Origin of the sequence: Herbaspirillum sp. 3R11 (assembly GCF_004563925.1) — a bacterium.
Lineage (GTDB): Bacteria > Pseudomonadota > Gammaproteobacteria > Burkholderiales > Burkholderiaceae_D > Herbaspirillum.
The window spans coordinates 82,540-101,862 of sequence record NZ_SPNJ01000002.1 but is presented as its reverse complement, the minus strand read 5'-3'; the positions used below and the strand labels follow the sequence as shown (position 1 = coordinate 101,862).

General features: G+C 63.4%; 16 protein-coding genes. 3 read left to right on the top strand and 13 right to left on the bottom strand.

What is annotated here, in order from left to right; all coding sequences use genetic code 11:
- Positions 1-4 precede the first annotated feature (4 nt).
- Genes pdeM through E4P32_RS08630 form a run of 4 tightly spaced genes read right to left on the bottom strand, consistent with a single transcriptional unit; the run spans position 5 to position 5,924 of the window.
- On the bottom strand, positions 5-682 hold the full coding sequence (gene pdeM / locus E4P32_RS08645; protein ID WP_116434565.1) for a ligase-associated DNA damage response endonuclease PdeM: 678 nt from the start codon (positions 680-682) through the stop codon (positions 5-7).
- Positions 679-3,243 carry a ligase-associated DNA damage response DEXH box helicase gene (locus tag E4P32_RS08640; RefSeq protein ID WP_233526649.1) on the bottom strand — a complete coding sequence of 855 codons (2,565 nt, stop codon included), beginning with the start codon at positions 3,241-3,243 and terminating at the stop codon, positions 679-681. The genes pdeM and E4P32_RS08640 overlap by 4 nt, the downstream gene beginning before the upstream one ends.
- On the bottom strand, positions 3,224-4,894 hold the full coding sequence (locus E4P32_RS08635) for an ATP-dependent DNA ligase (RefSeq protein WP_116434566.1): 1,671 nt from the start codon (positions 4,892-4,894) through the stop codon (positions 3,224-3,226). The genes E4P32_RS08640 and E4P32_RS08635 overlap by 20 nt, the downstream gene beginning before the upstream one ends.
- Positions 4,887-5,924, bottom strand: coding sequence for a ligase-associated DNA damage response exonuclease (locus tag E4P32_RS08630; RefSeq protein ID WP_116434567.1), 1,038 nt, complete (start codon positions 5,922-5,924; stop codon positions 4,887-4,889). The genes E4P32_RS08635 and E4P32_RS08630 overlap by 8 nt, the downstream gene beginning before the upstream one ends.
- A gap of 202 nt (positions 5,925-6,126) precedes the next feature.
- Here E4P32_RS08630 and E4P32_RS08625 point away from each other — a divergent pair, with 202 nt between their 5' ends.
- Complete coding sequence (locus E4P32_RS08625; protein WP_116434568.1) at positions 6,127-7,179, top strand: hypothetical protein; 1,053 nt, start codon at positions 6,127-6,129, stop codon at positions 7,177-7,179.
- Between the two features lie 166 nt (positions 7,180-7,345).
- On the opposite strand, the gene E4P32_RS08620 is transcribed toward E4P32_RS08625, so the two are convergent.
- From E4P32_RS08620 to E4P32_RS08590, 7 genes are all read right to left on the bottom strand, one after another.
- Positions 7,346-8,425 (bottom strand): adenosine deaminase, encoded by a 1,080-nt coding sequence (locus tag E4P32_RS08620; protein WP_116434673.1) that lies wholly within the window; start codon positions 8,423-8,425, stop codon positions 7,346-7,348.
- A gap of 139 nt (positions 8,426-8,564) precedes the next feature.
- Positions 8,565-9,530 (bottom strand): nucleoside hydrolase, encoded by a 966-nt coding sequence (locus E4P32_RS08615; protein WP_116434569.1) that lies wholly within the window; start codon positions 9,528-9,530, stop codon positions 8,565-8,567.
- A gap of 44 nt (positions 9,531-9,574) precedes the next feature.
- Positions 9,575-10,591 carry an ABC transporter ATP-binding protein gene (locus E4P32_RS08610; protein ID WP_116434570.1) on the bottom strand — a complete coding sequence of 339 codons (1,017 nt, stop codon included), beginning with the start codon at positions 10,589-10,591 and terminating at the stop codon, positions 9,575-9,577.
- Between the two features lie 6 nt (positions 10,592-10,597).
- Positions 10,598-11,377 carry an ABC transporter permease gene (locus tag E4P32_RS08605; RefSeq protein ID WP_116434571.1) on the bottom strand — a complete coding sequence of 260 codons (780 nt, stop codon included), beginning with the start codon at positions 11,375-11,377 and terminating at the stop codon, positions 10,598-10,600.
- Positions 11,374-12,183 carry an ABC transporter permease gene (locus E4P32_RS08600; RefSeq protein ID WP_199525633.1) on the bottom strand — a complete coding sequence of 270 codons (810 nt, stop codon included), beginning with the start codon at positions 12,181-12,183 and terminating at the stop codon, positions 11,374-11,376. The genes E4P32_RS08605 and E4P32_RS08600 overlap by 4 nt, the downstream gene beginning before the upstream one ends.
- Positions 12,184-12,400: 217 nt before the next feature.
- Entirely contained in the window at positions 12,401-13,432 is a 1,032-nt protein-coding gene (locus E4P32_RS08595; protein ID WP_199525639.1) for an ABC transporter substrate-binding protein, read from the bottom strand.
- A gap of 97 nt (positions 13,433-13,529) precedes the next feature.
- Positions 13,530-14,633 (bottom strand): porin, encoded by a 1,104-nt coding sequence (locus E4P32_RS08590; protein WP_116434674.1) that lies wholly within the window; start codon positions 14,631-14,633, stop codon positions 13,530-13,532.
- Between the two features lie 252 nt (positions 14,634-14,885).
- On the opposite strand from E4P32_RS08590, the gene E4P32_RS08585 reads away from it, so the two are divergent.
- The gene (locus E4P32_RS08585) at positions 14,886-15,803 is read left to right on the top strand and encodes a LysR family transcriptional regulator (RefSeq protein ID WP_116434574.1); all 918 of its coding nucleotides are present in this window, start codon (positions 14,886-14,888) and stop codon (positions 15,801-15,803) included.
- Positions 15,804-15,841: 38 nt separating this feature from the next.
- Positions 15,842-16,732, top strand: a complete 891-nt coding sequence (locus E4P32_RS08580; RefSeq protein WP_116434575.1) for a serine hydrolase domain-containing protein — start codon at positions 15,842-15,844, stop codon at positions 16,730-16,732.
- A 60-nt stretch (positions 16,733-16,792) separates the two neighbouring features.
- Here E4P32_RS08580 and E4P32_RS08575 read toward each other — a convergent pair whose 3' ends face one another.
- A complete protein-coding gene (locus E4P32_RS08575) occupies positions 16,793-17,608 on the bottom strand; it encodes an SDR family NAD(P)-dependent oxidoreductase (protein ID WP_116434576.1) in 816 nt (271 codons plus the stop codon).
- An 86-nt stretch (positions 17,609-17,694) separates the two neighbouring features.
- Positions 17,695-19,320 (bottom strand): L-lactate permease, encoded by a 1,626-nt coding sequence (locus E4P32_RS08570; RefSeq protein WP_116434577.1) that lies wholly within the window; start codon positions 19,318-19,320, stop codon positions 17,695-17,697.
- Positions 19,321-19,323 lie beyond the last annotated feature (3 nt).

The window sequence follows — 19,323 nt, the reverse complement described above, 5'->3', positions numbered from 1 at the left end:
TTCCTCAAGCCGTGCGCGGATAAGCAAACACGCGGTCATCGGTGCAGACGAACAGTTGTTCGTCTTGCCTTGCGCTGACTTCATACCCGCCGGTGAACGCGCCGAATGCAGGCAGCGTCGCCTGTGCCGCGCCAAAGACGAAACACGGCAGCCGCAGCGAATCACGCCCCACCGACAGCCGCACCACAGGATGGACGTGCCCCGCCAGTACATACGCGCCGATCAGTTCTTGCGGGTGATGGCACAGCGCCAGCGGCCCGACGCGCCACGGCTCATCGACAACGTCCACTGCCAGCTGTGGCGGCGGATCGCCGGCATGGCGATCGTGATTGCCGCGCACCAATGTCAGCTGCAAATCCGGATGACTTTCTCGCCAGCGCTGCAAGGCCAGCAAGGTCGCCGGCGCACGCGCAGTTTTGGCGTGCAGGAAATCGCCGAGGAACAGGATGTGCCCGATCCCATGCGTTGCGATCAGGGCATCGAGCGCGTCCAGGTTGGCGCGCGTGGTGCCGTGCGGCACCGGAATCCCGCCCGCGCGAAAGGCGGCCGCCTTGCCGAAATGGATGTCCGCCACGATCAGCATCTTGCGCGCGCGCCACAGCAGGGCGCGTTGTGGCAGCAAGCTCAATTGTTCGCCGAGCACGCTAATGTCCAGCGCACTATTGACTTTTTCTGCCGTCATCGCGCGGCCGCCTTTTCCAGTTCCTGCAGCATGCGCGCCACGCGGTCGCTGAGCTTTTCGGTCGACAGCTTTTCACGGAAGCGTTCCACCATCAGCGGAAATCCGAACGGCGTCGCACGCGTGATGCTGCAGACCTGCAGGCAGCGCCCGCGCAATTCTTCCAGCGTCTCGCGCAGGCGCTGCAATTCCAGTTCCTGCTCCAGTACTTCGGTCTGCGCTTGCGTCAACAGCAGGTTGCCGGCGTCGTGCTTGCGGAACACTTCAAAGAACAGGCTGGCCGATGCCTGCAGCTGACGCGTGCTCTTCGGCTGGCCGGGAAAACCCTGGAACACCAGGCCGGAGATGCGCGCGATTTCACGGAAGCGCCGTTGCGTCAGTTCGGTGGCGTTGAGGCTGGCGATGACGTCTTCCAGCAGATGCTCCGACGAGAATAAAGCGCCGCCCATGTCGGAGGCAGGAAAGATTTCAGCGAGGTCGACCGGCGTCGCGCTCAGCAATTCAAAACCATAATCGTTGACCGCAATCGAAAACGTCGCCGCGCGCCGTTGCGCCAGCCGATAAGAAATCAATGCGGCCAGACCCACATGCACCAGCCGTCCGGCGAAGGGGTAAAAAAACAAATGATGGCCTTCGCGGCTGTGCAGATGTTCGACTACCAGCTTGCGGGCGGTGGGCAAGGCCGACCATTGCTGCTGCAAGGCCAGCAAGGGTTTCACCGCCTGCATTTCGGCACCGGAGTAATCGTCGTGCGCGGCCTCCTCCAGGCAATCAAGCACCGCATGCGCCAGCGTCGACGACAGCGGCATGCGTCCGCCCTGCCAACGCGGCACCGCACCTGAACCACTGGTGGCGCGGCGCACGTAGGCGGTCATTTCATGCACGCGCACGAATTCCAGCATGCGGCCGCCGAACAGGAAACGGTCGCCCGCGCGCAAACGCGCGATGAAGCCTTCCTCGATGGTACCGATGCGCGCGCCGCGCAGGTATTGCACCTGCATGCTGGCGTCGGAAACGATGGTGCCGATGCTCATGCGATGGCGGCGCGCAATCGCCGCATCCGGCACGCGATACACGCCATCGGCATCGGGCACCACGCGTTGATATTCCGGATAGGCGATCAGGCTCTGCCCGCCGCGCGCGACGAAATCCAGTGCCCATTGCCACTGGTCCGGGCGCAGGGCGCGGTAGGAATAAGCCGTGCGCACTTCGTCGAACAGCTCCTGCGAACGGAAGCCGCCGCCCAGCGCGATCGTCACCAGGTGCTGGACCAGCACGTCGAGCGGCGTCTCCGGCACCGGCCTCTGTTCCACCTGCCCGGCGGCAACGGCATGGCGCGCGCCGGCGGCTTCCAGCAATTCCAGCGTATTGGTCGGCACCAGCGTCACGCGCGACACCCGGCCGGGCGAGTGGCCGCTGCGGCCGGCGCGTTGCAACAGGCGCGCAACGCCGCGCGCGCTGCCGATCTGCAGCACCCGCTCGACCGGCGCGAAGTCGACGCCGAGGTCGAGGCTGGACGTGCAGACCACCGCCTTGAGTTGCCCGTTCTTGATCGCCAGTTCCACCCATTCGCGCACTTCGCGGTCCAGCGAACCATGATGCAGCGCAATCAGGCCGGCCCAGTCCGGTCGCGCCGCCAGCAGATTCTGATACCACAGCTCGGCTTGCGAGCGCGTGTTGGTAAACACCAATGTGCTGGCGTGGCGGTCGATCTCGGCGACAACCGCCGGTAACATCTGCAGGCCGAGATGGCCCGCCCAGGCGAAGCGCGAGGGATGCTCCGGAATCAGCGTATCGACCACGATCTTCTTGCGTGTCTTGCCCTGCACCAGCACGCCGCGCCCGTCTCCCAGCAAGGCATCCTTCGATTGCTGCAGGTTGCCCAGCGTGGCCGACAAGCCCCACACCATCAGGTCGGGACGCCAGCGGCGCAGACGCGCCAGCGCCAGTTGCGTCTGCACGCCGCGCTTGCTGCCCATGAGCTCGTGCCATTCGTCGACGATGATGGCGTCGAGCTTGCTGAAGCGCGTCGCCGCGTCGTCCTGGCTCAGCAGCAACGACAGGCTCTCGGGCGTGGTGATCAGGGTGCTCGGCAAGCTGCGCAGCTGGCGTGCGCGTTCGCTGCCGGTGGTGTCACCGGTGCGGCTGCCGATGGTCCATGTCGGCAGCAAGGCGGTGAGCGGCGCTTCCAGCGCGCGTGCGGTGTCGGCCGCGAGCGCGCGCATCGGCGTGATCCAGAGGATGCGCAGGCCGGTCTGGTTGATTGCCTTGGGGCGCTTTGTGCTGGTTAATGGAGCGGCGATGGCAGGCAAAGGACCGGCCTTGGCCAGCGCCGGCACGGTATGTTGCAATGCTGCAAACCAGACCGCGTAGGTCTTGCCGGATCCGGTGCTCGCATGCAGCAGGCCCGACTCGCCGCGCACGGCGGCTTGCCAGGTGTCGCGCTGGAAGGCGAAGATCTTCCAGCCCTGCGCAGCGAACCAGCGCTCCACCGGCGTGCTGCGTGATCTCGCGGCGACGTGTGGGACATCGCCGCCACTGTCCTCAGTCCGTGCGCGCAGCATCCTGTCCTTCCGCTTCACTGAGCAAGGCTTGCAAGGTCGACAGGCTGTCGGCCTCGGCGATCGGTTTGTCGTCGCGGATGCGCAGGATGCGCGGGAAGCGCACCGCGATGCCGGCCTTGTGGCGCGGCGAGGCGGCGATGCCTTCGAAGCCGATTTCAAACACCATGCTCGGTTTGACGCTGCGCACCGGGCCGAACTTCTCGACGGTGCTGCTGCGGATGATGCGGTCGACGCGCGCGATCTCGGCATCGGTCAAGCCGGAATAGGCCTTGGCGAACGGCACCAGCCTGCGTTCTCCGGCCGCGTCTTCGGCGGCCCACACGGCGAAGGTGTAATCGGTGTACAGCGACGCGCGCCGGCCGTGGCCGGCCTGCGCATAGATCAGCACGGCGTCGACCGAATAGGGATCGATCTTCCACTTCCACCAGGTGCCGACGTTCTTGGTTCGGCCGATGCCGTAGTGCGCCGACTTCGCCTTGAGCATCATGCCTTCGACGCCGCGGGCGCGCGAGCTTTCACGCAGCGTCGCCAGCGCGCTCCAGTCGGCGGCTTCGGCCAGGTCGATCACGGGAGCCAGGGTCAGCGCCGGAATGGTTTCTGCGAGCTTTTCCAGCAGCGCGCGCCGTTCCTGCTGCGGCCTGCCGCGCAGATCTTCGCCATCCAGTTCAAGCAGGTCGTAGGCGATCAGCGCCGCCGGAAACTCGGCCAGCATTTTGGCCGACAGCGTCTTGCGGCCGATGCGCTTTTGCAGGTCCGCGAACGGGGCAATCACGCCATTGGCCCCCTCGCCGCGCCGGATCACGATCTCGCCATCGATGACGACGCCGTCCGGCAGCGGCAACTGCGCCAGTTCCGGAAAACGTTCGGTGATCAGCTCTTCGCCGCGCGACCATAACCAGCTGCGTCCTTCGCGATGCACCAGTTGCGCACGGATGCCGTCGTACTTCCATTCGACTTGCCAGTCGCTGAGGTCGCCCAGCATGGCGGGATCGGCCAGCAGCGGATGCGCAAGAAAGAAGGGATACGGCTGGCCGCCGCGACGCTGGCGATCGGCTTCGGACGGCGGTGCAATCAGTTCTGCGAAGCCTTCCGCGGTCGGGCGCGTGCTGCGGTCGGTCCAGCCGACCAAACGCTGCGCGATCGTGTTGGCGTCGACCTCGGCAACCACGGCCAATGCGCGCGTGACCAACAGCTTCGAGACGCCGACACGGAAGCCGCCGCCGATCAGCTTGCTGAGCAGGAAACGGCCTTGCCAGTCCAGCACGTCCCAGTACGAGAACAGCGCCGCGCGCACGGTCTCGGCATCGGCGCCACGCAAGGGCGAGACCCGTTGCTCCATCCACAGGCTCAGGCCGAGATCGTCGTCGCGGGTGGCGGGCGGCAGGATGTGGGCGATGGTTTCGGCCAGGTCGCCGACGGCTTGATAGCACTCGTCGAACAACCATTCGTCGAGCTGCGCGTACTGGATCGCGCAGTGGCGCAGCAGCTTGGTCGGCACCGCCTGGCGCGGCTTGCCGCCGGCCAGGAAATACACCGCCCAGGCGGCGTCCGCTGCACCGGCGCGACGAAAGTAGGCTTGCAGCGCTTCCAGCTTGCGATTGGTCGCGGTGGTGGCGTCCAGCCCGGCGTAGAGGTGGGCGAAATCACGCATGATCTGGCGAGCCTTCCACTGGGGTATTTTTGTCGGCTTCCACCTCTTCCTCGCCGCCGTATTCGGTATCGAAGGCGCCGGCGTCGAGGCCGTTCTGTTGCAGCCAGCGCACCATTATCGGAATCTGTCCGTGCGTGACGATGATGCGCGGTGCGCCCGTGGCGGTAATGGCGCTGAGCAGCCCGGGCCAGTCGGCGTGATCGGACAGGATGAAACCGCGATCGACGCCGCGTCGCCGGCGCGATCCGCGCAAGCGCATCCAGCCGCTGGCGAAGGCATCGCTGTAGTCGCCGAAGCGTCGCATCCATGGCGACCCGGCGGCTGACGGCGGCGCCAGCACCAGCGCCTGCCGCAACACGGATTTGTCTTCCACGTCACTGACCGCCAGCGTCGGCGGCAAGGCCACACCGGCTTCCCGGTAGAGCGCATTGAGCGGCGTCACCGCGCCGTGGCAGACGATGCTGCCGATGGTCGGATCGAGCCCGTGCAGGATGCGCTGGGCCTTGCCGAAGGCGTAGCAGAACAGCACGCTGGTGCGCCCTTCGTCTGCATTGCGGCGCCACCAGGCGTTGATGTCGTCGAAGATTTCCGCTTGCGGCTGCCAGCGATAGATCGGCATGCCGAAGGTTGATTCGGTAATGAAGGTGTCGCAGCGCACGCTCTCGAACGGCGCACAGGTGCCGTCCTGCTCCAGCTTGTAGTCGCCCGAGGCGACCCAGACTTCGCCGCGGTATTCCATGCGCAGCTGCGCCGAGCCGAGCACGTGGCCGGCAGGATGCAGCGAGAGGGCGACGCCGTTATGGGTGATCGATTCGCCGTAGCGCAAGGCGTCCAGGCGAATCTCGCCGAGGCGCGCACGCAGGATGCCGGCGCCGTCGGCCGTCGCCAGATAGTGGCCGTGACCGGTGCGCGCGTGGTCCGCGTGGGCATGCGTGATCACCGCGCGCTCCACCGGACGCCACGGGTCAATATAGAAATCACCGGGAACGCAGTACAAGCCTTCCTTGCGCACTACGACCATGTCGCTCATGCCACTCCACAAAGGATGATGGAAAGCTTCTACTGTAATCAGGACGCAACACAATCGCTGTCAGCGGATGCCCGCTTGTGGCGTCGGCCACCCTCTGGTCTGCCGCAAATCCTACGAAAGGTGACGAGATCGTCCTATGGTTGGCGACCGCTGCTCTGGTTACATTTGCTCTCGTGACAAGAACACTCTCGAGGAGAAAAACATGATTAATAGTAGCCTGCATGCACATGCAGTTGGTGGGGACGACAGCGTCGCGTCCGGCGTTTCGTGGGGAGCGATCCTTGCGGGTGCGTTCGCCGCGGCGGCGTTGTCCTTCATCCTGGTGATCCTTGGCTTCGGCCTGGGATTTTCTTCGGTCTCGCCGTGGTCCGGCAGCGGCCTCAGCGCGCAGACCATAGGCTGGTCGACGGTAGCGTGGATCACCTTCACGCAAATCGCCGCATCGGCCATCGGTGGTTACATGGCCGGACGCTTGCGCGTGAAATGGGCCAGCGTACACACTGATGAAGTGTATTTCCGCGACACCGCGCACGGCTTCCTGGCCTGGGCAGTGGCATCGCTGGCGACGGCAGCGTTGCTCAGCACCGCCATCGGCAGCGTGATATCGAGCGGCGCCAAAGTGGCCGGTTCGGCCGGTGCGGCAGTAGTGGCTACCGGCGCTACAGCTGCTGCCGGTGGTGTTGCAGCAGCGGATGGCAATACTGCCGATGCTGCGTCGGGCTACTTCATCGACACGCTGTTCCGCGCTCCTGCTGCAGGCTCGCAAACCGGTGCACCGGCATCAGCCGATGCAGCTCCGGTTGCGCCGCTTGCCAACGGTGCTCCTGACAGCCCGCCACTGGCGCCTGCACAACGTAACGAAGTGACGCGCATTTTCGCCAATGCGCTGCGCACCGGCGCGCTGCCGGCCGCCGACAAGACCTATGTTGCGCAAGTGATCGCCAAGCGTAGCGGGATCAGCCAAGCCGATGCGGAAAAACGCGTCGACGACACCTATGCCGCTTACAAGAAGGCCATCGACGACGCCACCACCAAGACCAAGGAAGCTGCCGATACGGCTCGCAAGGCAGCAGCTTATGGTTCGCTGTGGATGTTCGTGGCGCTGCTGTGCGGTGCGTTCATCGCCAGCCTGGCGGCAACTTTCGGCGGTCGTCTGCGTGACCGCAAGGACCGTGTGGTGTACACGGCGGTGGAACCTACCGTCGGCAATCGCGACACGCTTCGCGACACCCACGAATCCGTTACTTTGACCTAAGGAGATCAGCATGGGAGCCATACTGCTTTGGTTGTTGGGAATCCCGATTCCCATCATCATCCTCATCGTGCTGCTGATGCATTGATTCAGCCGCCCACCGAGGCTTAAAAAAGAAAAGCCGCGCCTGTCACAGGGCGCGGCTTTTTATTGGGTAATGGCATCTCCGTTACATGACCAGGCGGCCGCGCAGGGATTCGAACGCGGCGCTCCATTCCAGCCGCCATTGCCGGCGCAGGTCGTCGTCTATCCAGGCGGCATCGAGACCGTTGAGCATGAAGCCGTGCATGTCGTCGATGCCGAAGCCGAACTCCATCATCATCAGCCAGGCGCGTGTCGGCGTCACCAGGTGCAGCGTCGGATCGTCGGTATTCGGATGCACCCGCAGGCCGGCGCGCACCATCGCGCGGATCGGATGATCCAGCGCCCAGCGCGCCGGCTCCAGCGTACGCAGGTAGTAGGAATTGGTGGGCACCACGGTAAAGATCATGTCGCGCTCTTTACACTTCTGCAGGAAGGCCGGACTGTCGACCACCGTGTAGCCGTGATCGACGCGGTCTACCTTGAGCAGGTCGATCGCGCTTTCCACGTTCATCCACGGCATGCCGAATTCGCCGGCGTGGGCGGTGGTGCGGAAGCCTGCCGCACGGGCGTCGCGATAGGCTTTCCAGAACAATTCCGGCGGCCGGTCGTTCTCGCGGTAATCCATGCCGATGCCGATCACTTCCGGCTGGCGATGCGCACACATCCATTCGACCATGGCCACCGCTTCATCGGGGCTGGCTTCGCGGTCAATGCTGGGGATCAGCCGGCCGATCACGCCGAAGTCGCGCAAGGCGTCGCGGATCGCCAGCACGATGGCGGCCTGCGCCGAGGCGTAGCTGATGCCGGAGACGCGCACGGTGCCGGTCGGATTCCAGAAGAACTCGGTGTAGCGCACGCCGTGGCGATGCACGTCTTCGAGATATTCGTAGGTGATGCGATGCAGGTCCGACGGTCCCTGGATCAGATGGGCATCCAACGCGCGCAGCACGCGCAGCACGCCGACCGGCTTTTCGCCGCGCGTATAGAAGGCCTCGATTTCGTCATGCGAGACGCGGTTGCCGGCCTTGACGGACAGATCGACGAAGGTCTGGCGGCGCACCGCGCCGAACAAATGGCAATGCAATTCCATCTTGGGCAACGCGCGCACGAATTGTTCAAGATTCAGCGGACCGGCCGTGTCGATGTCAGTATCAAGCATGATCATGCCCGGCAACGACAGGACCTGCAGCAGTGGCGGCGGCGGAAGCATCCATGGTTCTCATAAAGCGTACATCCATATTCATAAGCAAAAAAGCGAATGCCGCCATCCCCGTAGCGGCAATGCAGCGAAGGTCGATTGGTGACTACAGCGTGCCCAACAGTTCCTGCATCATGCAGGCCATGGCGCGCTCGCCATCGACCGTCATGGCGACTTCGACGTTGGCGGTGGCGCGACGCGGCACGCGGAACTCGCACACGGTCATGCCGCGCGTCAGCTTGCCCTGCAGTTCGATATCCACGCGTGCAGGCTTGAAGCTGAACAGCTCGGGACGGCGCAGGTAAATCGCCACCGCCGGGTCGTACATCGGCATCGGCACCGAACCGTCCGGACTGCGGATGCGCAGGTAGGCTTCGAAATAGCCGGCCAGCCATTTGGCGCGCAGGGTGCCGAGCGCGCGCACCTGCTGCACTTCGGTTGTCGTCACCAGCAACTGGCGGCACAGGTTGAGGCCGAACATGCGCAGCGGCACGCCGGCGTTGAAGACGATGTCGGCGGCTTCCGGATCGGCGTAGATGTTGAACTCCGCCGCCGCGGTGTGATTGCCCTGGTCGGCCGAACCGCCCATGAGGATGATTTCCCTGATCTGCGCGGCGATGTCGGGCGCGCGTTGCAAGGCGGTGGCGATGTTGGTCAGCGGCGCGATGCACATCAGCGTGAGCTGGCCCGGATGCCGGCGCACCGCTTCGATCAGCGCGTCGACGGCGTGCGGCAGCGGGCTGCGCTTTTGTTGCTGCTCCTGTTCGCGTTCAACCTGGCCGATATCCACCGTCGGCAACGGCTCGCCGGTGGTGGCCATGCCGTCGGCGCCGAGGATGCACTGTGCGGTTTCCACGGCGCCGTTGAGCGGCGCCTCGCAGCCGGCGTACACCGGCACTTCCAGGTGATAGTGCTTGCGGATGCGCAGGGCGTTGTCGTAGGTCACCGACAGCGGTGCATTGCCGGCCACCACCGAGACGCCCAGCCATTCGACGTCGAGGTTGGCCGACAGCAGCAGCATGGCCAGCCAGTCGTCAAATCCGGGGTCGGTATCGAGCCATATTTTTTGCATGATGTGTTTGCTTGCTGGTTATTTTTATGAAGTGACAAGTGGCATCAGGCTTGCAACAGCAAGGCCTCGCCGGCCGGCATGGCGAAGTCGACGCTGTCGCCCTCGCGCCAGCGCGCGGCGCTCGCAGCGGCCATGCCCTTGACCGGCCCGACCGGCGTCTGCAGCAGGTACTCCACCGCATCGCCGAGGAAACCGCGCGACAGCACCGTGCCGCGGTAGGGACCGGAGCCCACCGTCACGCGTTCCGGACGCCAGCCGGCGCACACGGTGCGTTCCGGCGGCGCCACGGCGAACGGCAGCTTGCCGCCTTCACCATGCAGGAAACCGTCGCGATAATCGAACAGGTTTTCGAAGCCCATGAAGTTGGCGACGAAGCGCGTGCGCGGCGCGCTGAAGAGATTCTCGGGGACGTCCAGCTGCTCGATCTTGCCGCCGTTCATGACGACGATACGGTCCGACAGCGCCAGCGCTTCTTCCTGGTCATGCGTCACGTACAGCATGGTGATGCCCAGTTCGCGCTGGATGCGGCGCAGCTCGGCGCGCATCTGCACGCGCAGCTTGGCGTCGAGGTTGGAGAGCGGCTCGTCCAGCAGCAGCAGTTTCGGTTCGATCACGATGGCGCGCGCCAGCGCCACGCGCTGTTGCTGGCCGCCCGACATCTGCGCCGGCAGCCGCGTCTCGAAGCCGCTCAGGCCGACCGCCGCGATAACGCGCTCGACCTTGCTGCGTAGCGTGACCGTATCGACCTTGCGCAGGCGCAGGCCGAAGGCGACGTTGTCGAATACGTTCAGATGCGGAAACAGCGCATACGATTGGAACACCATGCCGATGTTGCGCTTGTTGGGCGGCAGGCGGCCGATGTCGCGGCCGTCCAGCATGATGCTGCCGGCGCGCAGGTCGATCAGGCCGGCGATGGCGCGCATGGTGGTGGTCTTGCCGCAGCCGCTGGGGCCGAGCAGCGAAATCAATTCGCCTTGCTCAACCGCCAGGTCCAGTTGCTCGACGGCGGTCTTGTTCTTGCCGTAGCCGAGCGCCAGTTGATGTAGTTCGAGGTAGCTCATCGTGTCTCACATGTATTTTGAAATGCCCAGCACTTTTTCCGTCACCAGCACGAAGGCCATGGTGAACAGGACCAGCAGAGTCGACAACGCCGCGATGGAGGGATCGAAGCTGTTTTCCATATGGCCCAGCATTTCGATCGGCAAGGTGCTGATGCCGGGTCCGGTCAGGAACAGCGACACCGGCACCTGGTTGAACGAGGTTACGAACGCCAGGAAGAAGGCGGCGATCACGGCGCTGCGAATGTTCGGCAGCACGATCAGGAAGAAGGTCTGCAGGCGCGATGCACCGAGCGTGATGGCGGCTTCTTCGATGTCGACGCGCAGGTTGACCAGGCTGGCGTAGACCACGCGCACGGCGTACGGCGTCAGCAAGCCGATGTGCCCGATCAGCAGGCCGAGAAACACCGGCGCATCCACCAGCAGCACGAAATGGCGCAGCAGGCCCAAGCCCACCAGCATGGCCGGGATGATCAGCGGCGAGGTCAGGATCTGCTTGATCGCGCCCATGCCCGGCGGCGGCATGCGCGACATGGCGTAGGCCACCGGTACGCCCAGCAGCAGCGCGATCACGGTGGCGAGCAGGCCGATTTCCAGGCTGGTGCGGAAGGCGCGCTGGAACTCGTCCGCGACCAGCACTTCGCCGATCCAGCGCAAGGAATATGATTCCGGCGGAAACGCCAGCGTGTCGCCGGCGCTGAAGCCGGCCAGGAACACGATGACGAACGGTCCCAGCAGGAACAGGAACACCAGCCACAGCATGGCGCGCGAAAACAATCCTTCTTTCATACCGTGCTCCGGCTCGACGAGATGCGTTTCAATCCGGCGTTGACGGCCAGCGTCATGAGCACCAGGATCACTGCGATGACATTGGCGGTGCCGAAATCGCTTTCCACACTGACCTTCTGGTACAGCAGCGTTTCCAGCATCAGCACCTTGGGGCCGCCCAGCAACGCCGGCGTCACGTAGGCGGTGACGCAGCCGGTAAATACCAGCGTGCCGCCGACGATCAATCCCTCCTGCGTCAGCGGCAGGGTCACGCGGGTGAATACCTGCCAGGCGTTGGCGCCGAGCGTGGACGCCGCCAGCGTGATGTCGCGCGAGAGGTTTTCCATCGAGCTCACCAGCGACATCAGCATCAGCGGCAACAGCAATTGCAGCAAGCCGACGAACACCGCCATCTCGCTGAACAGCAGGCGTTGCGGCTCATCCGTCAGGCCCAGCGACAACAGGATGGAATTGATGGCGCCGTTGCGGCCGAACAGGACGATCCAGGCGTAGGTGCGCGCAATCGGCGACACCATCAGCGGCAGGATCATCATGCCCAGCACCATGCCGCGATAGCGCGGAGCGACACGTACGATGGCCTGGGCGGCGGGATAGGACAGCAACGCCGACACCAGCGTCACCAGCGCGGCGATGCGCAGCGTGCGCAGGAACACCTGGCGGTTGAGCGGCTCGGCGAAGAAGTCGACAAAGCGCCCCAGCCCCCAATGCGCCGCCGGCGCGTCGACGCGGAAGGCGTCCAGCAGCAAGGCCAGCACCGGCAGCAGGAAACACACCACCGTGAAGATCAACGCCGGCATGACGAGCATGACGCCGTTCCATTTTTTCTGATGCACCGACATCGGCCTGGACTCCCTCTTCCTTCTGCTGCTTCTGTTGTTTCTATCGCTTCAAATGCACAAGCCCGGCGCTGCTTGAGCGCCGGGCGTTTCCTGCATCGGCAGGATCCTTGTTACTTCTTTCTAGCTTGCTTCCTGCTCATTTTTCAACTTACTTGCCAACTTACTTGCCAACTTACTTGCCACCTTATTTGCTGATGCCCTTGTTCCACTGCTCCATCCACGACGAGCGATGCTTGAGCAGGGTTTCCGGCTTGACGAATTTCAGCGAAGCGATGTGGTCGGCGCCGTAGGTGTTGAACTCGGCCTTGTCTTTCGGCAGCACAACTTGCGTGTTGACCGGCGAATCCACCAGGTCCATCGCCAGCGCGGTCTGCACTTCCTTCGACAGCCAGAAGTCGATCAGCTGATAGGCCAGGTCGGCGTTCTTCGACTTGTTGACGATGCCCATCACGTTCATGCCGGCGGCCTGGCCTTCGGTCGGGATAGTCCACTTGAGCGGCAGCCCGGTCTTGGCCAGTTGCGCCCAGGTGAAGCGCGCCACCGGCGCCGCCCAGATTTCGTCCTGGGCAAACAGCGACGACAACTGCGCGCTGTTCTTGGAGAAGGTCACGACATTGTTCTTGATCTCGAGGATCTTTTGCATGCCGGTGGCGAAATCGTCGCCCTTGCCGTTCCAGGCGATGTCCGCCATCTGCAGCGTCAGGGGCCCCTGGGTCGTGCTGACATCAGGCAGGGAGAGATGGCCTTTCATGTCAGCACGCCAGAGGTCTTTCCAGGAGGTGAGCGATTTGATCTTGTCGGTGCGATACACCAGGCCGACCGAATAGATGGTGTAGCCGACGGCGAAGTTGCCGCCGATCGGGTTCTTGGCGAAATTGTAGACCTGGCCGTAGTTCTTCAGCTTGCCGTAGTCGAGCGGCTGGATCAGGCCCTTGCGCGCGGCTTCCAGCATGCCGAAGTCCGACAGCAGCACCAGGTCGACCACCGGATTGTCGCGGCGCGCATCGAGCTTGGCGATGCGGTCGGCGTTGTTGCCGGTTTCCACCACGATTTCACAGCCGCATTTTTCCTTGAACGGCGTATAGACGTATTTGGTAAACAGCGGCTGCGCGATCGGATAGGCCGACAGGACCAGGGTGCGCTTCTCGGCATGGGCAGGCGTGGCGGTCAGGCTGAGCAGGCCTGCGCTGAAGGTCAGACTCAGTGTCAGACGCAGGGTCAGATTCAGGCCCGCCAATAGTGCTTTTTTCAAAATGAGATTCCTTTAAACATGGATGCGATGCCCATTTTAGGCCGAAGCGCTTTCTACGATTTTAAAAGACGTGGCGCATGCCGATCATGAGTACACCCTGATGCTTGTCGCTCGACGACGGGAAGCCGAAGATCGTGGCGTTCTTGGCGTCGCCCGCAGCGATCTGGTAGCTGTAGGTGATCGCCACGTCGGTGCGCTTGGACAGGAAGTAGTCGGCCTGGAAGTTGAACTGATGCCACTTCGGATTGGTGTTGATGGTGTCGTACTTGCCGACGGTGTAGAAGTAGGATGCGCCCAGATTGAGGGCCTGTGTGAAGTGATTCACCAAGTTCAGGTCCAGGTTTTGCAAAGTCAGCTTGGTATTGTCCAGATAGTCGTACTTGACGTTGCTGTACATCACGCCGAAATCGGTGTCACCGACCGAGTAGAAACCACCAGTGCCGGCGATGCGCTGCTTGCGCACGCCTTGCGAGCTGTTGACGGCGCTCTTGTTGAAGATCAGCAGCGAACTGGCGTAGTCATTGCTCATTGCGCCGTCCGGGCTCTTGGCGCTGTTGGGGGTGTCCATCTGGGTGTAGGCGACGGCCCACTTGAAGCGCTCGCTCTTGTAGCCAGAGCCGATGCTCATGACGCGGTTGATGCTGGCGTCGCCGGCAGCTTCGCCGAAACCGTACAGCGCAGTGACGTTGAAGTTGCTGAAGGTCGGGCTGATGTACTTGACCGAATTCTGCGCGCGCAGGTTGTTGTAACCATTGTCGTTGTCGCCGATGTGGACGCCGTTGCTGGCGATCACGACCGGGCCGAGATAGTCCTTGACCGCTTCGTACTGGCGACCCAGCGTCAGCGTGCCGAGGTCGGTGTTGCTCAGGCCGACATACGACAAGCGGCCGAACAGGCGACCGTTTTGCGCTGCGGCGCCGGTCATCATGTTGAAGCCGTTCTCCAGATTGAAGATGGCCTTGGAGCCGCCGCCCAGGTCTTCCTGGCCGCGGAAGCCGATACGCGGATTCTGATTGGTGCCGCTCAGGGCTTCCAGGTTATGCGGACCGCCCTGGTTGGTAAGGTAGCCGACGCCGCCGGAAATCAGACCGTAAATTTCCAATTTGCTTTGTGCATGCGCCTGAGCGCCAGCCAGCATTGCTGGCACTGCGACTGCGCCGATCATCCATTGCTTCATCACCATCCCCCGGGAAAATATTAGTAAAGTCGGACATCGATGCCGGTAAGCGCCGGATATCAACTCCGTTTGAATTCTGTTTGCCGAAGTGGAGAATAGGTCAAGTCAAACAATAATATAATTTGTTTATATTTATAATTTCATAAATTAAACTTATAACCATGCAGAATCGATACGGGATTAATCTGTAAACGATATGCCGACCATCCACCGACCACGCCGCAATCGCGCCCCATCGCCATGATCAAGCTCACCAACAAGGTCACGCTGCGCCACCTGCAGGCCTTCGCCACGTTGGCCGGGACCAACAGTTTCAGCAAGGCGGCGGAACAGTTATCCGTGACTCAGCCGGCCTTGAGCGCCTCCATCAAACAGCTGGAAAACCAGCTAGGCACCAAGCTCTTCGACCGCACCACGCACCAGATCGCGCTGACGGCGCAGGGCGCGGTGGTGCTGGAATACGCCAAGCACCTGCTCAACACTGCCACCAACACCTTCGACGATATCCGCCACGCCATCGGCACCGGCCGCCATCGTGTGCGCATCGGCGCGATCCCGTCGGCGGTGACGCTGACCGCCGCCGTCATTGCGCGCTATAACGAAGCACACGACGAGCACGTCGAGATCTTGTTGTCGGATATGCCCAACGATGCGCTGCTGTCATCGTTGCATACGGGCAAACTGGATTTTTGCGTCGGCATCAAGCCGCCCGATTCGATGTCGCTCGATACGGTGACGCTGTTCGAGGATGAGCTGGTGCTGATCGTGTCGAAAAAGCATCCGCTGTCCGACTCGAAGGAGGTCCACTGGCGCCAGATGGCCGGCGAGGAAATCGTGATGTTCGCGCAGGGCAGCGTGTGGGAATTCGCTTCCGCCGCGCTGCTGCAGCACGGCCTGGCGGCATCGCGCCGCTATCAGATGGTGCACAGCGAATCGCTGTACGGCGTGGTCCGCTCAGGCATCGCCATCGGCATCATGCCGAGCCTGTATACCAGCTACCTGCGCGACGACACCTTGCATGTCGCCCCGCTGCGCTTCCCCACGCTCAAACGCAAGATCGTGCTGATGCGGCGCAATGAAGTCAGTCGCAGCGAATGGACCGATCACTGCTTCCGCGAATTGCGCAATGACCTGAAACAGGCCAACCACTGGTTCTGACGACGCGCCATGCGGACCACTTCGCATAAAATGCGCGCATGAGCATACCGCGCCCCTCTCCTCCTTCTCCTGAACACATCGCCGTCGCCATCGTGCGCGACGGCAAACTGGCGCGTGGCGACCTGCATGCGCCGCCGGTGCCGTGGTGGAGTTTCACCAAGACCGTGCTGGCAGCCGCTGCGCTGGTGCTGGTGCACGATGGCAAGTTGACGCTCGACATGCCGCTGTCGGGCAAGCCGTACACGCTGCGGCAACTTCTGCGTCACAGCGCGGGCGTGCCCAACTATTCCGATATGGAAATTTATGCGCAGGCGGTGGCGCGCGGCGATGCGCCATGGCCGCCCGATGAGATGCTGGCGCGCGTCGATGCCGACACGCTGTCGTTCGCGCCCGATGCGGGATGGCGTTATTCGAACACCGGTTATTTCCTGGTGCGCCGCCTCATCGAAGACACCACCGGCTTGTCATTGCAACACGCGCTTGAGCAACTGGTGCTGACGCCGCTCGGCATTCAGAATGTAATGATCGCCGCGACGCCGGACGATCTTGCCACATCGGCCTGGGGCAATGCCGACGGCTACCATCCGGACTGGGTCTATCACGGCTTGCTGTTGGGGTCCCCCGCTGCGGCGGCCTTGCTGCTGGATCGTTTGCTAACCAGAGATTTGCTGCCGCTACCGCTGCTGGGAGAAATGCTGCGCAAGACGCCGCTCGGCGAAAGCCTGCCGGGAAGACCGGCACGCAATTTCGGCTATGGTGCGGGACTGATGATTGCGGATGGCGCCGTCGGTCATACCGGCGCAGGACCGGGCAGCGTGGCGGCAGTGTATCGCTATGCCGACGCAGGCTGCACCGTGGCTGCCTTTGCGCCTGTCGCCGATCAGGCGGTGGTTGAATGGGCCGCCTGCAACGCCGCAGCTTCTTCATGAAAAAACGCCACGATGATCGTGGCGCTTTTCATTCCGATGCAAGCGAAGCGACGTCGTACTTTATTCCGACGGCCGCGTCGACGTCAGTCCGGTCGGCGGACCGTCGATCGCAGTCCAGCCGCCATCCACCAGCAGCGAACTGCCGGAAATGTAACTGGCCGCATCCGACGCCAGGAAGGCTGCGGCGGAACCGACTTCCGAGGGCTGGCCCCAGCGGTTCAGCACGGTGTGGCCGGCATAGGTCTTGAAGATGTCGGCGCGTTCCTTGAGCGGCGCAGTCAGCTTGGTCTCGATGATGCTCGGCGTGATGGCGTTGACGCGCACACCGTACGGTCCCATCTCGGCGGCAAACGCTTTCACCAGTTGCGCGATGCCGGCTTTCGAGGCGGCATACACGCCCAGTCCCGGTTCGATGGTCACCGCGCGCATCGACGAACAGGCAATGATGCTGCCGAAGCCCTGCTTCATCATCGGCCGGCCGAAGCTGCGGAAGAAGTTGAACGCGCCCTTCATGTTCAGGTTCATGACGCGGTCGTACTCTTCCTCGGTGTAGTCGAGGATCAGCTTGCGGATGTTGAGCGCCGGCGTGCTGACGGCGATGTCGATCTTGCCGAGCAGTTGCAGCGCGTGCTGCGCCAGCGCGTCGATGTCCTTGCCGTCGGCGGCGTCGATCTTCATCGCGGTCGCCGGCGCGAGACCGAGTGCCGAGATTTCCTGCGCCGTGGCTTGCGCGCCGGCCAGGTCGGCATCGGCGCAGATCACCTGCGCGCCGAGGCTGGCGATGGCTTCGGCAGAGGCCTTGCCGATGCCCGAGGCGGCGCCGATCACCACGGCGGTCTTGCCGCTCAGGTCGAACAGTTTCTTGTAGTCCTGCATTGCTTGCTCCTTCGAGGAAGGCGGCGCACATTCGCGCCGGCTTCGTTTTAAAAATCGTCATTGCCGCCAGTAAACATCCCCGGCGCTTACAGCATCCACGACAGCACCGGCGTCGATTGCAGGTATACCAGCGTCGCCATCATCAGCAGGAAGAACAGGCTCCAGCCGACCACCTTACGGAAGATCAGGCCTTCCTGGCCGATGATGCCGACCGCTGCGGCGCCAACCGCCAGGCTCTGTGGCGAGATCATCTTGCCCAGCACGCCGCCCGAAGCATTGGCTGCCGCCAGCAGCACCGGCGACAATCCGGTCTCATGCGCCGCGGCCACCTGCAGGGCGCCGAACAGCGCGTTGGCCGAATTGTCCGAGCCGGTCACGGCCACGCCGATCCAGCCGATCACCGGCGACAGGAAGGCGAACGCCGATCCGGTGCCCGCCAGCCAGCGGCCCAGGGTCGCGGTCTGGCCCGAGTAATTCATGATGAAGGCCAGCGCCATCACGCACAGCACCGTCGGCACCGCCCAGCGCATCTGCACCAGCGTCTTGCCGTAGGTTTCCAGCGCGGCGCGCGCCGATACCTTCAGCATCATCGCACTGATCGCGCCGGCCAGCAGCAACAGCGAACCGGCTGCCGACAAGCTGTTGAGCGTGAACATGGTGCCGATGGACTTGCCTTCCTGCGTGCTGATCGCCAGGCCCGGCCAGGCGAACTTGAAGGTGCCGGCGCCGAGCCACTTCTGCACCAGGCCGAACTGCACCACGGTGAAGATTGCAATGATCAGCAAATACGGCGCATAAGCCAGCATCAGTTGCTTGCGCGAGTGGCCGACGGCGACATCGCTGTGGATGCGTTCGGCTTGTTTGGTGACGTCGTTCTGGAAGGCGTCGGCGGGCAACTTGGCCGGCTTCCAGAATTTCAGCAGCACCACCACGGCGGCCGCCGACGCCAGCGCCCCCACCACGTCAGCCAGCACCACCGAGAAATGGCTGGCGCTGATCCATTGCGCCGCGCCGAAGGCAAACCCCGCCACCACCGCAGCCGGCCAGGTCTGGCGCAGGCCGCGCTTGCCGTCCATGATCCACACCAGCGCCAGCGGCACGAAGGCGGCGACCACCGGGGTCTGGCGTCCGACGTGATGACCCAGTTCTTCGAACGACAGGCCGGTCACTTGCGCCAGCGTCGTGATCGGCACCGCCAGCGCGCCGAAGGCCACCGGCGCAGTATCGGCGACCAGCGCGATCACCGCCGCCTTCAGCGGATGCAGACCGATCGCCACCAGCATCGCGCCGGCGATCGCCACCGGAGTGCCGGCGCCGGCTAGCGCTTCGATCAATGCGCCGAAGCTGAACGCAATCAGGATCGCCTGGATGCGCGGGTCATCGCTGATCAGCGCAAAGCTGTCGCGCAGCACGGCGAAGTGACCCGAGCGTACCGTCAGGTTGTACAGCCAGATCGCATTGACGATGATCCACAACACGGTCAGCACGCTGAACACCGCGCCGTAGACGCCGACGTTGGCGACCGTCGCCCATGGCATGCCATACACGAAGCCGGCCACCACGGCGCAGATCAGCAGCGAAATCGCCGCCGACACATGCGGCGAAATCTTCAGCCAGCCGAGCATCACGAACATCGAGAGCAACGGCAGCATCGCGCACAAGGCGGACGCGAACAGCGACCCGTTTACGGGATCGTAAATTTGTTGAAACATGGT

What these genes read in the sequence shown, in the direction of transcription:
- E4P32_RS08620 (WP_116434673.1), bottom strand. Translation starts at nt 8,425, where the DNA reads ATGATCATGCTTGATACTGACATCGACACGGCCGGTCCGCTGAATCTT.
- E4P32_RS08590 (WP_116434674.1), bottom strand. Translation starts at nt 14,633, where the DNA reads ATGATCGGCGCAGTCGCAGTGCCAGCAATGCTGGCTGGCGCTCAGGCG.
- E4P32_RS08585 (WP_116434574.1), top strand. Translation starts at nt 14,886, where the DNA reads ATGATCAAGCTCACCAACAAGGTCACGCTGCGCCACCTGCAGGCCTTC.
- E4P32_RS08575 (WP_116434576.1), bottom strand. Translation starts at nt 17,608, where the DNA reads ATGCAGGACTACAAGAAACTGTTCGACCTGAGCGGCAAGACCGCCGTG.
- pdeM (WP_116434565.1), bottom strand. Translation starts at nt 682, where the DNA reads ATGACGGCAGAAAAAGTCAATAGTGCGCTGGACATTAGCGTGCTCGGC.
- E4P32_RS08640 (WP_233526649.1), bottom strand. Translation starts at nt 3,243, where the DNA reads ATGCTGCGCGCACGGACTGAGGACAGTGGCGGCGATGTCCCACACGTC.
- E4P32_RS08600 (WP_199525633.1), bottom strand. Translation starts at nt 12,183, where the DNA reads ATGCTCGTCATGCCGGCGTTGATCTTCACGGTGGTGTGTTTCCTGCTG.
- E4P32_RS08570 (WP_116434577.1), bottom strand. Translation starts at nt 19,320, where the DNA reads ATGTTTCAACAAATTTACGATCCCGTAAACGGGTCGCTGTTCGCGTCC.
- E4P32_RS08605 (WP_116434571.1), bottom strand. Translation starts at nt 11,377, where the DNA reads ATGAAAGAAGGATTGTTTTCGCGCGCCATGCTGTGGCTGGTGTTCCTG.
- E4P32_RS08615 (WP_116434569.1), bottom strand. Translation starts at nt 9,530, where the DNA reads ATGCAAAAAATATGGCTCGATACCGACCCCGGATTTGACGACTGGCTG.
- E4P32_RS08630 (WP_116434567.1), bottom strand. Translation starts at nt 5,924, where the DNA reads ATGAGCGACATGGTCGTAGTGCGCAAGGAAGGCTTGTACTGCGTTCCC.
- E4P32_RS08625 (WP_116434568.1), top strand. Translation starts at nt 6,127, where the DNA reads ATGATTAATAGTAGCCTGCATGCACATGCAGTTGGTGGGGACGACAGC.
- E4P32_RS08580 (WP_116434575.1), top strand. Translation starts at nt 15,842, where the DNA reads ATGAGCATACCGCGCCCCTCTCCTCCTTCTCCTGAACACATCGCCGTC.
- E4P32_RS08610 (WP_116434570.1), bottom strand. Translation starts at nt 10,591, where the DNA reads ATGAGCTACCTCGAACTACATCAACTGGCGCTCGGCTACGGCAAGAAC.
- E4P32_RS08635 (WP_116434566.1), bottom strand. Translation starts at nt 4,894, where the DNA reads ATGCGTGATTTCGCCCACCTCTACGCCGGGCTGGACGCCACCACCGCG.